The sequence below is a fragment of the Streptomyces sp. NPDC102406 genome (assembly GCF_044765725.1).
Lineage (GTDB): Bacteria > Actinomycetota > Actinomycetes > Streptomycetales > Streptomycetaceae > Streptomyces.
Genome location: NZ_JBIWKP010000008.1, coordinates 37,016 through 50,686, shown reverse-complemented (window position 1 = coordinate 50,686; position 13,671 = coordinate 37,016). Strand labels below are relative to the sequence as shown.

9 protein-coding genes are annotated in these 13,671 nt (G+C 70.6%); 5 read left to right on the top strand and 4 right to left on the bottom strand.

Going from position 1 to position 13,671, the window contains the following annotated elements:
- Nucleotides 1–18: 18 nt before the first annotated feature.
- A complete protein-coding gene (locus ACIRF8_RS27695) occupies nucleotides 19–2,856 on the bottom strand; it encodes a D-alanyl-D-alanine carboxypeptidase (protein WP_404218901.1) in 2,838 nt (945 codons plus the stop codon).
- A gap of 340 nt (nucleotides 2,857–3,196) precedes the next feature.
- Between ACIRF8_RS27695 and ACIRF8_RS27690 the strand changes: the two genes are divergently transcribed.
- The 3 genes from ACIRF8_RS27690 to ACIRF8_RS27680 all read left to right on the top strand — a co-directional run bounded on the left by ACIRF8_RS27690 (nucleotide 3,197) and on the right by ACIRF8_RS27680 (nucleotide 5,579).
- Complete coding sequence (locus ACIRF8_RS27690) at nucleotides 3,197–3,934, top strand: GPP34 family phosphoprotein (RefSeq protein ID WP_404218899.1); 738 nt, start codon at nucleotides 3,197–3,199, stop codon at nucleotides 3,932–3,934.
- A gap of 315 nt (nucleotides 3,935–4,249) precedes the next feature.
- A complete protein-coding gene (locus ACIRF8_RS27685) occupies nucleotides 4,250–5,107 on the top strand; it encodes a helix-turn-helix domain-containing protein (protein WP_404218897.1) in 858 nt (285 codons plus the stop codon).
- A gap of 271 nt (nucleotides 5,108–5,378) precedes the next feature.
- Nucleotides 5,379–5,579, top strand: coding sequence for a DUF397 domain-containing protein (locus ACIRF8_RS27680; protein WP_404218895.1), 201 nt, complete (start codon nucleotides 5,379–5,381; stop codon nucleotides 5,577–5,579).
- Nucleotides 5,580–5,684: 105 nt separating this feature from the next.
- Here ACIRF8_RS27680 and ACIRF8_RS27675 read toward each other — a convergent pair whose 3' ends face one another.
- The gene (locus ACIRF8_RS27675) at nucleotides 5,685–6,533 is read right to left on the bottom strand and encodes a hypothetical protein (protein WP_404218893.1); all 849 of its coding nucleotides are present in this window, start codon (nucleotides 6,531–6,533) and stop codon (nucleotides 5,685–5,687) included.
- Between the two features lie 100 nt (nucleotides 6,534–6,633).
- Between ACIRF8_RS27675 and ACIRF8_RS27670 the strand changes: the two genes are divergently transcribed.
- Together ACIRF8_RS27670 and ACIRF8_RS27665 are read left to right on the top strand one after the other, a co-directional pair.
- Nucleotides 6,634–7,428 carry an SDR family oxidoreductase gene (locus ACIRF8_RS27670; RefSeq protein ID WP_404218891.1) on the top strand — a complete coding sequence of 265 codons (795 nt, stop codon included), beginning with the start codon at nucleotides 6,634–6,636 and terminating at the stop codon, nucleotides 7,426–7,428.
- Nucleotides 7,429–7,778: 350 nt separating this feature from the next.
- Nucleotides 7,779–9,350, top strand: coding sequence for a sodium:solute symporter family protein (locus ACIRF8_RS27665; protein WP_404218889.1), 1,572 nt, complete (start codon nucleotides 7,779–7,781; stop codon nucleotides 9,348–9,350).
- 321 nt (nucleotides 9,351–9,671) lie between these two features.
- Here the strand turns inward: ACIRF8_RS27665 and ACIRF8_RS27660 are convergent, their stop codons facing one another.
- Nucleotides 9,672–10,790 (bottom strand): ADP-ribosylglycohydrolase family protein, encoded by a 1,119-nt coding sequence (locus ACIRF8_RS27660; RefSeq protein ID WP_404218887.1) that lies wholly within the window; start codon nucleotides 10,788–10,790, stop codon nucleotides 9,672–9,674.
- A gap of 192 nt (nucleotides 10,791–10,982) precedes the next feature.
- Complete coding sequence (locus ACIRF8_RS27655; protein WP_404218884.1) at nucleotides 10,983–13,586, bottom strand: bifunctional FO biosynthesis protein CofGH; 2,604 nt, start codon at nucleotides 13,584–13,586, stop codon at nucleotides 10,983–10,985.
- Nucleotides 13,587–13,671: the final 85 nt, after the last annotated feature.

Genomic DNA, 13,671 nt, shown 5'->3' with positions numbered 1-13,671 from the left:
GGGCTCTCGCCCTGCTGATCAGCCGATTCTGCGGAGCTTGGCGCCGAACCCGGGCTCGGCGAGGTCCTTCTGGAGCGCCACGGGTACCTCGACGGCGTCGGTGTCGTTCTTGCCGTCGCCGACGGTCAGGACGCCGACCTGGGTGCCCGCCTTCGCCGTGTTCGGAAGCGTCTTGCCCTTCTGCTCGTCCAGCTTCAGCCGGACCGTCAGCCCCGACCAGCCGACGGCGGAGACGTCCTTCGTGGCGACGACCGGGGTCGTGCCGCCCAGACCGTCGTCGACCCGGCCGACGACGTCGCCCTTCTTGACGATCTTCTTCGCGGTCAGCGCGCCCTGCCCCGACTGGATCAGCCTCTTGACGACCTCGGTGACCTCGTCGATGTTGGCGACACCGTTGCGGCCGTACTGGCCGAGGGCCGCGCCGATGATCGTCTGCGTCTTGCCGTCGACCTGCTTCTCGGCGGCGAACAGGATGTTGCCGCCGGCCGCGGTGGTGGTGCCGGTCTTGATGCCGATGGCGGCGGTGGGGACCAGGCCGAAGAAGTTCTTCTGCTTCTCCCCGTTCAGGTCGATGTAGTCGGGCTGGCGGGAGATCTCCTTGAAGACCGGGTTCTCCATCGCGGCGCGGCCGAGTTTCACCAGGTCCGTGGCGGTGGAGACGGTCGTCTTGTCCAGGCCGCTGGGGTCCGTGTACGTGGTGTTCTTCATCCCCAGCTCACCGGCGGTCTTGTTCATCTTGTCGACGAACGCGTCCTCGGACGAGCTCTTGCCGTCCCAGCGGGCCAGCAGCTTGGCGATGTTGTTCGCGGACGGCAGCATGACGGCCTGGAGGGCCTCGTACTCGCTGATCTGCTGGCCCTCGGTGACCTTCACGACCGACTCCTTCTCGGCCTTGCCGGTCTCGTAGTGCTTCTGCGCGGCGGCGTCGACCGGGATCTTCGGGCCCTTCTCGCCCGGCTTCAGCGGGTGGTCGCGCAGGATCAGGTAGACGGTCATGACCTTGGCGATACTGGCGATCGGTACCGGCTTCTGGTCGCCGGACGTGCCGAACGTGCCGATGCCGTTCACGTCCATCGCCGCCTGGCCCTGGCCGGGCCACGGCACGGACGGCTTGCCGCCCTCGAAGGAGACGGTCTCCCGCGTGGTCAGGTCAAGGGTCGGGGTCGGCAGCGGGCGCACGGCCTGTACGACTGCGAACACGACGACGAGCAGCAGGACCAGCGGCGTCCAGATCTTGACCCGGCGCACGGTCGTACGGACCCGGGTCTCCGGGGGCGGCGGGGTGTTGGTCAGCTCGGCCAGCAGGTCCAGCGGCGGCTTGGGCGGCAGGGGCTGCTGGGTGGTCCGCTCCGCAACGGGGGGCTCCGCCGGTCGACCGGTCGCCTTCTTGCCCGGGGTGTCCTGTGCGGCCTTGTCGTCGAGCGGCTTGAGCGGCACGAACCTGCTGGTCCGCTCAGCCTCACTCTCCTCGACCCGCGCGCTTGCGCCGTGCGCCTTCGTCCCAGGCGTCTGGGTGCCGGGCGCCTTCGCCCCAGGCGTCTGGGTGCCAGGCGCCTTGAGCATGGTCGTCGGCTGATCGACCGGGGGCGCGACGGCCTTGAACACGGCGGTGGGCTGATCCTTGCCGCGACCGCCGGCACCGGGGGCGGGCTTGTCGGCCTTGACGTCGGCGGAGGTCTGCTTGTCGGCCTTGGCGTCAGCAGGGACGGGCTTGTCGGCCGGGGCGTCCTTGGCGTCCTTGGCGTCCTTGGCTTCGTCAGCGGTGCTGGACTTCGACTCCGCGGGCTTCGCATCCGCAACTGCGGGGAGCTTGGGCTTGGCGTCGTCGGCCTTGGCGGGCGTCGCGTCCTTGGCGGGCGTCGGCCCCTTGGCGGGCGTCGCGTCCGTCGGCTCGGCCGCTTCCGGCTTGGCCGCCTGCCCCTTGGCGTCGTCGGCCTTCGGGGGCATGGGCCCCTTGGCGGGAGCAGCCTCCTTGGCAGGCACCCCGTCCTTCGGCTCGGCCGCTTCCGGCGTGGCCGCCTCACCCTCGGCGTCGCCGACCTTCGCGGGCATCGGCCCCTTGGCAGGCACGGCGCCTGTCGGCTCGGCCGCTTCCGGCGTGGCCGCGTCGGCCCCGGGCGTCGCGTCCTTGGCAGGAGCCGCCCCCCTGCCAGGCGTCGCGTCCGTCGGCTCAGCCGCTTCCGGCGTGGCCGCCTCACCCCTGGCGTCGCCGACCTTCGCGGGCGTCGGCCCCTTGGCAGGCGCGGCGTCCGTCGGCTCGGCCGCTTCCGGCGTGGCCGCGTCGGCCCCGGGCGTCGCGTCCTCGGCAGGCGCGGCCCCCGTGGCGGGCGCCGCGTCCGTCGGCTCAGCCGCTTCCGGCGTGGCCGCCTCACCCTCGGCGCCGCCGACCTTGGCGGGCGCCGCATCCTTCGACTCAGCCGCTTCCGGCTTGGCCGCGCCCTCCTCGGGCGTCGCGGCCTCGGGCGCCGCCCCCCTGGCAGGCGCCGCACCCTTCGGCACAGCCGCTTCCGCCGCCGCCTCGGCCGCATCCGTATCGGCAGGCGCGGCAGGCTCAGCCGCCGCCCCCGTCTCCGGCGTCCCAGGGCCGGAGTCGGACTCGCGCTCCGCGTCCCCGCTCGGCTCCGTCTTCGCCTCGCCAGGGGCGCTCTCGCCGCCCTCAGCGGCGTTGTCGGCCTCCTTGGGGTCGCTGGAGACCCAGGCCGCCACCGCCGCCCTCAGCCGTGCGTCACCGGGCTCCTCGGCGGGGGCGGAACCCTTGTCGCCGGTCGCGGGGGACCCGGGGTCGGGGTCCTTCCCGGAACCCTCGTCCGCCGCCGCGACGTCACGGATCGAGAACACCGCCGTCGCCTGATCCACACCGGACCCCGACGGAGTCTCCCGCGCCATCGAGACGCGCGGGTCCCGTCCGCCCCGGGCCGGCCCGCCCGACGCCCTCTGCTCTTCGCCCGACCTGTCGGGGGTCCCCGCCACCGATGCCTCCTCGACCGCTCACAACCACCAAGCGCCGGGCAGGCCGATCCTGTCCCGGCCCGCCTGGCCCTGTCCGAACCATGTACCAGTGTCCTGTGTGGGGGCTTAACCCCCGTGGTAGACGAGAACGACATACCTGCCGGTTCCCACCCAAAGCCCCCACGCACTCTCGACAGACCAATGTGAGAGGGGTCACCCTGTCATTCATCCACGCGGGGAGGCATGGATGGGCAGGAGCCGCAGAACACTTCCGGAGGAGCTTCTGCTGCTGGCGCTGGACCCGACCACGGGTACCACCGCACAGCCGCAGTCGCTCGACCTAGGTCTGGCCGGAGCACAGCTAGTAGAGCTGGCGCTGGCCGGACGGATAGCCCCAGACGGGGATCGTATCGCCGTGGTGGCACCACGGCCGACCGGAGATCCGACTCTGGACTGCGCGTTGGAGTTGCTGCGAAGGCGTGGCGCTCCTGTGCGGGCGGTCCACTGGATTGGCGGGCCGCGTCTCGGGCTGCGCCAGACCTACCTCTCGCACCTGGAGCGGTGCGGCATGGTGCATGCCGTGGCCGGCCAGATGTGCGGGGTACTGCCGACGACTCGCTATCAGGCGACGGACACGGCGATCAGCCGGGAGATCAGGTCCCGGCTGGATTCAGCGATCCGGACCGGCGTTCCGCCGGACCCACGGACCGCGGCGCTCGCCGCGCTGGCCCATGCGGTCGGTCTCGGCAAGCACCTGTACCCGGGCAATGAGGGACGCTCGTCCCGCTCCCGGCTACGGGACCTGATCAGGCACGACCCCATGGGCGGCCTCGTGGCGCACGCCGTGATGGACGTCCAGAACGGAGTGGCCGCTCAGCCACGCCGCTCGCCCGCCGCCCCGACGGGCAGGGGTGCACCGGAGCCCGCCAGGGGAGTTCCGATGCAGCCGCGTCACGGTTCGATGGCTCGCGCCGTGGCCCACTAGGCACCCGCGAGCACGAGCACCACCCGCACCACGAGCAGCACCACCCGCAACAGCGCCGCACCGCAGTCCCCAAGACCCGGTCCGGGAGCCGCTGTACCGCGCGGGGCGATGAACCGGACGTCTGTGCAGCAAAGGACGCCCGGCCATCGCCCCGCGCGGTCGCGTTTTCGCTGCGTGCACCGCGTACGGCCCCGCATATATCCGCTGTTTCCCAGCGCCGGGGAGCCCGTGAGTGGCAATCTGCTCAACAGCAGATACGTAACGTACAAATACGCAACGTACAAAAAAATGCACGCAGCCGGAGGTGCACGTCCCGTGGCGTCCAACGTCAATCCCACTGTCAGGCGACGCCGGTTGGGCCAGGAGCTGCGCAGGCTCCGGGAGCTCAAGGGCATGACCGCCGAGGAGGTCGCCGAGCGCCTGCTGGTCTCGCAGTCGAAGATCAGCCGCCTGGAGAACGGGCGGCGCAGCATCAGCCAGCGCGACGTACGCGACCTCTGCGGGGTGTACGAGGTCGAGGACCACCGCATCGTTGACTCCCTGATGCAAATGGCCAAGGACTCGCGCCAGCAGGGCTGGTGGCACTCCTTCGGCGACATCCCGTACAGCGTCTACATCGGTCTGGAGACCGACGCCGCGAGTCTGCGCGTCTACGATCCGCAGGTCGTGCCCGGCCTGCTCCAGACCCGCGGCTACGCCGAGGCGCTCATCAACGGCGCGCTGCCGGAGACCACCGCGCAGGACATCGAGAAGCGCGTCCAGGTCCGGATGCGGCGCCAGGAGCGCATCCAGGCACCGGAGAACCCGCTGCGCCTGTGGACGGTGCTCGACGAGGCGGCGCTGCGCCGGCTCGTCGGCGGCAAGAACATCATGCGCGAGCAGTTGGAGCATCTGGTCGAGCAGTCCAGGCTGCCGCATGTGACAGTGCAGGTGATCCCGTTCGAGATGGGCGCGCACCCGGGTCTGAACGGGCAGTACGCGATCCTGGAGTTCCCCGACGCGGCGGATTCCAGCGTGGTCTACATCGAGGGCGTCACCAGTGACCTGTACCTGGAGAAAGCCAACGACGTACAGAAGTACAGCGTCATGTACGAGCATCTGCGGGCACAGGCGCTGAATGTGGATCAATCGCGACAGTTCATCTCGGAGATCGCCAAGGAGTACGCACGCTGAGGCGTTTCCGAACGATCTCCGGAAGGCCGGATTCCTGTCCGGGGCCGCCGGATTTCGTGCCTCCGAGGCAAAGGTGCCGCACCGTACACCTTCGCCTCGGAGGAATGGAAGACTCACATGGAATATGCCATCCGGTCGGGTGAACGCTCGTCTCACGGGCTCGGGTTGGCGAGTAGCGTCGATCACGCCATCAAGACAACATCGTTGGCGAGAACCGCTCTGGACCTCCGGGCGGGGATGTCATTCGACCACTGGCTAGACCGGAGCAAACATGGCAATTCAGCAGGGCGCCACGGAATCCTGGATCAAGTCCTCGTATTCCACGGGGAACGGCGCATGTGTAGAGGTCAAGTCGCCCGAGCTGCACGCGATCGCGGTGCGGGACTCGAAGGTCACCCAGGGCCCTTCGATCGACTTCGGCCCCGAGTCCTGGAATGCGTTCGTGCACGAGGTGAGCACGGGCACGTTCTGATCGGAGAACGGCGCGACAACCTCATACGCATCACCAGCTACACCGTAGGAGCCCTCTCGACTGGTCCGCCGTCCCGGCCGAGGGGGCTCGGCCTTTGCCGTTCGCTCAACGCAACTGATCGACATAGCGGTCGGTGCCCGGCACCGTGGGGACGAACGGTGCCATGAGCTCCACCCGCGCCCCGAGCCCCGCCTCCGCCACCTGCTCCCCGAGCCCGGCGAACCGTTCCTCCCAGGCCGCGCGCGGGTCCGCCTCCAGGAACCACAGCAGGGTCAACCGGGTGTCGACGCCCTCGACCTGTTTCACGTAGCTCATGCGGTCGCCCGGCAGCGGCGTGGGCCGGAAGACCGTGACCATCGCGGCCGGTGAACCGGACAGCGCCCTCGGCAGATGGCGCGACCGCAGCCACTCCAGCACGGCGGGCCGCCGCTCGGCGCGGTCCACGTCGATGACCTCCAGGACCAGACCCGCGTACGGGTGATCGAGGGCGTGGAGGTCGCGCGGCCCCGCGGCACCGTCCCGGTAGACCGTCGCCTCGTGGTCCTGGAAGGCCGTGAAGACGTGGGTGCGGTCCTGGTAGACGCGGCCGTCGCGGTTCAGGCGCTTGTTGATGCCGACGGTCCACTTCATGTGGTCGTCGTACCGCCCCTCGGTGACCCAGTACGTGGAGAGGTAGCAGCCCGCGGTGACGGGTTCGGCGACCGCCGACTTCTCGGGCAAGCGCAGGAGTTGGAGATCGCGGGTGGCGACCCAGCGCCGGCCCGCGTACATCCAGGGCATGGCCATCGCCCCGGCGTAGTAGTGGTCGTCCTCGTACCAGCGGTTGTACGCGTACTCGTGTCCCGGGTGCGGCTCCACCATGGTGATCAGGGCGTGTCCCGGCCGTACCCCGTAGGGTCCGAGGGCCGCCAGTTCCGCGTACGTCTCGCTGCGGGTGCCGGAACCTGTGTCCATCGCCACTCCCACTCACCTCGTCGCTCGGCCTTCCAAACCCCGTGCCGCACCCCTACTCTGACGCTCCGTCAGAAAGTACGCCAGACTCGGGAGGCGCCCCATGGGAAACGGTGAGCCGCTCGCCGGAAAGACCGTGATCGTCTCGGGGGTGGGCGCCGGGCTCGGCCACCAGGTGGCGGCGGCGGTGGTGCGGGACGGCGGCAACGCGGTGCTGGGAGCTCGCACGCAGGCGCACCTCGCCGAGGTGGCGGCGGAGCTGGATCCGTCCGGGGCCCGGACCGCGTACCGGTCGACGGACATCGGTGACGAGCGGCAGTGCGAGGCCCTGGCGGCGCTCGCGCGCGAGCGGTTCGGCGGGGTGGACGCGGTGGTCCATGTCGCGGCCTGGGACAGCTACTTCGGCGGACTGGCGGACGCCGACTTCGAGACCTGGAGCAAGGTTATCGACGTCAATCTGCTCGGCACGCTGCGGATGACCCGGGCCTGCCTGCCCGCCCTGAAGGAGCGCGGCGGCGCGGTCGTCATCATCGGGACGCAGTCGGCGATAGCCGCCCCCTCGCAGGTGCGGCAGGCGGCGTACGCGGCGTCGAAGGGCGCGTTGACCAGCGCGATGTACTCGATGGCGCGCGAGCTGGGACCGCACCGGATCAGGGTCAACACGGTGCTGCCCGGCTGGATGTGGGGCCCGCCGGTGCAGACCTACGTCCAGTTCACCGCGCACACCGAGGGGGCGTCGGAGGACGAGGTGCTGGCGCGGCTGACCGAGCGGATGGCACTGCCGGAGCTCGCCACCGACGGCGACGTGGCGAACGCGGCGGTCTTCCTCGCATCGGACCGGGCCCGCGCCATCACGGGCCAGCAACTCCTGGTGAACGCGGGCGAGTTGATGCGCTGACCTCGCCGCGCCCCCCGCTCGTCACGGACAACGGCGCCTCCCTCCCTCACGCGACCGCACGGGACCCGCATCCCGTGCGGTCGTTCACGTATGTGCGGCTACTGACGAAGTGCCCGCTCATGGTGTGGCCGGGGTCACGATCACGACAACTCCCCACCGGGTAACGAAAATGCAAAATCGTTCGACTTGCTGATCTCGGTTCACATCCGTGACCACTTAGACCCTTGACCGGCTGACCGAACAGACGGTTCAATCCCGGAAGTCCCCACTCCCGCACGGGGGCGCCCGCTGACACGGACGTACTGACGAAGAGCCGCAACGTTCACAAGGCGGACCCCTGGAGGGGGCACATGAACAGTCTCGACTGGGCCGTGCTCATCGGCTACTTCGGCGTGATGGTCGCGATCGGCATTTGGTCACACAAGCGTGTGGACGATGTCTCCGACTTCTTCACGGCCGGCGGAAAGATGCCCTGGTGGCTTTCCGGCATCTCGCACCACATGTCCGGCTACAGCGCGGTGATGTTCACCGGCTACGCCGGCATCGCCTACACGTACGGCGTGACGTCCTTCATCACCTGGTCGTTCCCCATCGCGCTCGGCATCGCCATCGGCGCCAAACTGTTCGCGCCGCGGATCAACCGGCTGCGTTCGCGGCTGCACGTCGCCTCACCGCTCGAATACCTGAAGAACCGCTACAACCTTCAGACCCAGCAGGCGCTCGCCTGGTCGGGCATGCTGCTGAAGATCGTGGACGTCGCCGCCAAGTGGGCCGCCATCGCCACGCTGCTCGCCGTCTTCACCGGCGTCTCCATCAACCAGGGCATCCTGATCACCGGTGTCATCACGGCGATCTACTGCACCATCGGCGGGCTGTGGGCGGACGCGCTGACCGAACTCGGCCAGTTCGTCATCCAGCTCATCGCCGGTGTCGCCATGTTCATCGCCGTCGTCTCCAAGCTCGGCCCGTTCGGCGGCATCTTCGGCGTCTGGGACGAGCCGGAGCTCGCCGGTCACGGAAAGCCGCTGGTGGGCCCGTACGGAACGGTCTTCCTGCTCGCCTTCCTCTTCATCAAGCTGTTCGAGTACAACGGCGGCATGCTGAACCAGGCCCAGCGCTACATGGCCACGGGCAGCGCCCGCGAAGCCACGCGCTCGGCCCGGCTCTCGGCGATCCTGTGGCTGGTGTGGCCCGTCGTCCTCTTCTTCCCCATGTGGGTGTCGCCGCTCCTGGTCAAGGCGCAGAAGCCCGACGGCTCGGACTCGTACGGCCTGATGACCGAACAGCTCCTGCCGCACGGCCTGTTGGGGCTCGTCATCGTCGGTTTCTTCTCGCACACGATGGCCATGTGCTCCTCCGACGCGAACGCGATCGCCGCCGTCTTCACACGTGACGTGGCGCCCGCGCTCTCGAAGAAGGCGAAGGAGCAGTGGGTCGGCAGCAAGGGCCTGCTCGCCGCGCGCCTGACGACGGTGATCTTCCTCGGCCTGTCCATGGCGGTGGCCACGCAGGTCAACTCGCCGACGTTCAAGGACATCATCACGGTCGTCATCAAGTGGGTCGCGGGTCTCATGGGCCCGATCGCGATTCCGATGATGCTGGGTCTGCTCCGCCCGTTCCGCAAGTCCGGTCCGACGGCGGCCCTCACGAGCTGGGCGCTGGGTCTGTTCGCGTTCTGGCTGGTCAACTATCCGATCAACTGGAACGTCGAGGGCGGCGTACCGCTCCAGTACCAGGTCTCGATCCCGCTGGCCGTCTCGCTGGTCCTCTACATCGTCATCGGCTGGGTGAAACCGGAGGACACCCCCGAGCGGGACGCGCTGATCGAACGCCTCAACACCGACGACGACGGCCCCGATAAGACAGGCGCGGCAGCCATCCCGACCCCGGCAACGGCCCAGGACGACGTACAACGCCTGTGACACCACCCGCGCCCCTTGCCCCGGAGCCACCGGCGCGGGGGCGCGAGTTCGCCGGGACCACGGGCCCCCACCGGTCCGCGCTCGCGTCGCAACGGGAGGGGACGTGCCGGGGTGCCCCCGCAGGACACCACAGGCACCCAGCACCGGCCGACCCGCCTCCGGCGTTCAGAGGACCAGGCACCCGATCCGGCCGAGGAGGCACCCCGGCACGGCCCCGCCCCACGACGAGACAGGCGACGCCCCCAGCCCGGCCCGACCCCCGGAGCCCCCAGCCCGGCCCGACCCGACCCCCGCCACAACCGGCGGAGCCCCCGCCAGGGTTCAGATCCGCGGGTACCGCGCCAGCCACCCCGGCGAAGAGATCCCGGGACCGTGCAGCGCCGCCCCCTGGGTCATCTCCATCGCGAAGTCGTCCGCGAGCTCCAGGATCGTCGCCCGCCCCTCAAGTTCCGCCACCCACGCCGGCGGCAACGCCGTCTCCCCGTGCAGCGCCCCGAGCAACCCGCCGCACACGGCCCCGACATCGGCCGACGGCCCGTCGTGATGGACGGCGAGCCCGAGCCCGTGCCGGATGTCCTCACCGACCAGTGCGCAGTACACGGCGGCGGCGAGCGTGCCCACGGCCCCGCCGTCCCCGACGAGCTCCCCGACCCGCGCGGCACTCGGCATGCCCTGCCGCACCGCGCCCACCGCGTGCTTGAGCGCGTCGACGACGGGCGGGTGCCCGGGCCGGGCGGCGAGCAGGACGAGAGCGCGCTGCACGGCCGCGTCCAACGAGTCGCCCCGCGCGAGGGCGTGCACGATGACGGCGTAGGCGCCCGCGGCGAGATACGCCTCGGGGGCGCCGTTGGTGTGGACGGCGCACTCGACGGCGAGCTGGAGGACGAGCTGCGGCTCCCAGCCGACGAGGAGCCCGAACGGCGCCGAGCGGGTCACCGCCTCCGGCCCCGCCGCGTCCGGGTTCTTGGGCTTGTCCAGCGTGCCCATGATGTCGTTGCCGAGCCCGAGCAGGCAGATCTGGGAGGCGCCGCGCCGCGAGTACAGCCACTCCTCGCGGGCCAGCCAGCCGTCTTCCTTGCGGCGCTCGTCGGGTCCCCAGTCCCGCTGGGTCGCGACCCACCGCAGGTAGGCGCGGTGCACGTCGGTGGGCGGATGCCAGGCCCCGGTGTCGCGGCGCACCTGCGCGCGGATCAGCCCGTCGACGGTGAACAGGGCGAGCTGCGTCGCCGCCGTCACCGCCCCGGTGCGCCCGTACGCGGGCGCGAGCCCGGTGAGCCCGGCGGCACCGTGCGCCTCGCGGATCCCGTCCAGGGAGAGGCCGGTGAGCGGGGCGCCGAAGGTGTCGCCCAGCGCGGTACCGAGCAGCGTGCCGCGTACCCGGCTGCGGAAGTCCTGCTGCTCGACGCGGCCCCAGACGGCGGCGGCGACCGGTGCGCCCATGGGATCCCCTCCTCCGGGCAGCACTGTAATCGACCGAGCCGGACCGGCAACGTTCGCTCGCGCGACTCAAGCGACCTCACGTGAAATGCGCGGAGACGCCCTTGAAGTCACATGAGACAGAGTTTGCCCACTTCGCGACAGCGTACGAACCCGGACCGACCGAACGGACCGCCGACCTCGTGCCCCTCCCTGTCAGTCCCCCAGCACCGGCAGCAACTCCGGCAGATGCCCGTCCGAGGCCGCCGCCGCGCGGACCCGCTCCTCCGAGACGGGCCCGTACAGCGTCGTGCGGGGTTTCGCCGGGCGGCCCGCCGCCTCGGCGACGGCGATCAGGTCCTTGACCGACTTGTACGAGCCGTACGAGGACCCGGCCATCCGGGAGATGGTCTCCTCCATGAGGGTGCCGCCGAGGTCGTTGGCGCCGGAGCGCAGCATCTCGGCCGCGCCCTCGGTGCCGAGCTTGACCCAGCTCGTCTGGATGTTGGGGATGTGCGGGTGGAGGAGGACCCGGGCCATGGCGGTGACGGCCCGGTTGTCGCGGGTCGTCGGGCCGGGCCGGGCGATGCCGGCCAGGTAGACGGGGGCGTTGGTGTGGATGAACGGCAGGGTCACGAACTCCGTGAAACCGCCGGTCTCCCGCTGGATACCGGCCAGGGTGCGCAGGTGCCCGAGCCAGTGGCGGGGCTGGTCCACATGCCCGTACATCATGGTGGAGGAGGACCGGATGCCCAGTTCGTGGGCGGTCTTGATGACCTCGATCCAGGTGGCGGTCGGCAGTTTGCCCTTGGTGAGGATCCAGCGGACCTCGTCGTCGAGGATCTCGGCGGCGGTGCCGGGGATCGAGTCGAGCCCGGCCTCCTTGGCGGCGGTCAGCCACTCGCGGATGGAGAGGCCGGTGCGGCTCGCGCCGTTCACGACCTCCATCGGGGAGAAGGCGTGCACGTGCATGCCGGGCACGCGCTGCTTCACGGCCTTCGCGATGTCGAAGTAGGCCGTGCCGGGCAGGTCGGGGTGGATGCCGCCCTGCATGCACACCTCGACGGCCCCGACGTCCCAGGCCTGCTGGGCGCGGTCGGCGACCTGGTCGAGGGAGAGCGTGTACGCGTCCGCGTCGGTGCGGCGCTGGGCGAAGGCGCAGAAGCGGCAGCCGGTGTAGCAGACGTTGGTGAAGTTGATGTTCCGCGTGACGATGTACGTGACGTCGTCGCCGACCACCGACTTCCGGATGTCGTCGGCGATCGCGCACAGCGCGTCGAGCGCCGGACCGTCCGCGTGCAGCAGGGCGAGGGCCTGGTCGTCGGTGAGCCGGGTCGGGTCGTCGGCCGCCACGGCCAGCGCTTCGCGTACGTCGCCGTCGATGCGTGAGGGCACCATGCCGGGCGCGGCCTGTTCGCGCAGGGCCTCCCAGTCGCCGTAGACCTCGTCGAAGTCGTCGCGGCGGTCGCCGGTGCGGCCCTCGGTGTCGATGGTGCGGTGCAGGTCGGTGCGGCCGGACGCGGCGACGTACCCCTCGTCGGGCTCCTGCCACGGGCGGCCCACCACCGGGGCGTCCGGGACGGCGAGTCCGGTCTCCGGGTCGGCGAGGGCGCGGACGTGCGGCAGGAGCCGCGGGTCGAGCCAGGGTTCGCCGCGGGTCACGAACTCGGGGTAGACGCACAGCCGTTCCCGCAGCTCGAACCCGGCGTCCGCCGACTGCGCCGCCAGCTCCTCCAGCCGGGGCCACGGCTTCTCCGGGTTGACGTGGTCGATGGTCACCGGGGAGACGCCGCCCCAGTCGTCGATCCCGGCGCCGATGAGGCGCGCGTACTCGCCGTCGACCAGGTTCGGCGGGGCCTGGAGGTTCCCCGACGGGCCCATGATGTGCCGGGCGACGGCGACGGTGGCGACCAGGTCGTCGAGTTCGGCGTCGGGCATGCCGCGCATCGCCGTGTCCGGCTTGGCGCGGAAGTTCTGGATGATCAGTTCCTGGATGCCGTGGTAGGAGCGGGCGACGCGGCGCAGCGCGAACAGGGACTCGGCGCGCTCCTCGTACGTCTCGCCGATGCCGATGAGCAGCCCGCTGGTGAAGGGGACGGAGGAGCGACCCGCGTCCTCCAGGACGCGCAGCCGTACGGCGGGCTCCTTGTCGGGCGAGCCGTAGTGGGGCATGCCCGGCTCGGACCACAGCCGCTCGGCCGTCGTCTCCAGCATCATGCCCATGGAAGGGGCGACGGGCTTGAGCCGCTGGAAGTCCGTCCAGGTCAGGACGCCCGGGTTGAGGTGGGGCAGCAGCCCGGTCTCCTCCAGAATCCGGATCGATATGGCCCGCACGTAGGCGATCGTGTCGTCATAGCCGTGCGCGTCGAGCCATTCGCGGGCCTCGGGCCAGCGGTCCTCGGGCTTGTCGCCGAGGGTGATCAGGGCTTCCTTGCAGCCGAGTTCGGCGCCCTTGCGCGCGATGTCGAGGACCTCGTCCTGCGACATGAACATTCCGTGGCCCTCGCGCCGCAGCTTGCCGGGCACGGTCACGAACGTGCAGTAGTGGCACTTGTCGCGGCACAGCCGGGTCAGCGGGACGAAGACGCTTCTGGAGTACGTGATGACGCCCGGCCGGCCCGCGGCGGCGAGGCCCGCGTCGCGCACCCGGGCGGCCGACGCGGCGAGGTCGTCGAGGTCCGTGCCGCGCGCCTGGAGCAGTACGGCGGCCTCCGTGACATCGAGGGCGACACCGTCCCTGGCCCGTTTGAGCGCGCGGCGCATCGCGTTGGCGGTGGGTCGGTCTGCCTGCGGCTGGGATACGGCGTCCGGATCACTCATGAAACGAGCATACGAGCGCATCCCGGACGCATCGAAGGCACGCCATTCCTGTCGGTGGGGCTTCCGGGACGGCGCGGCCTCCTCT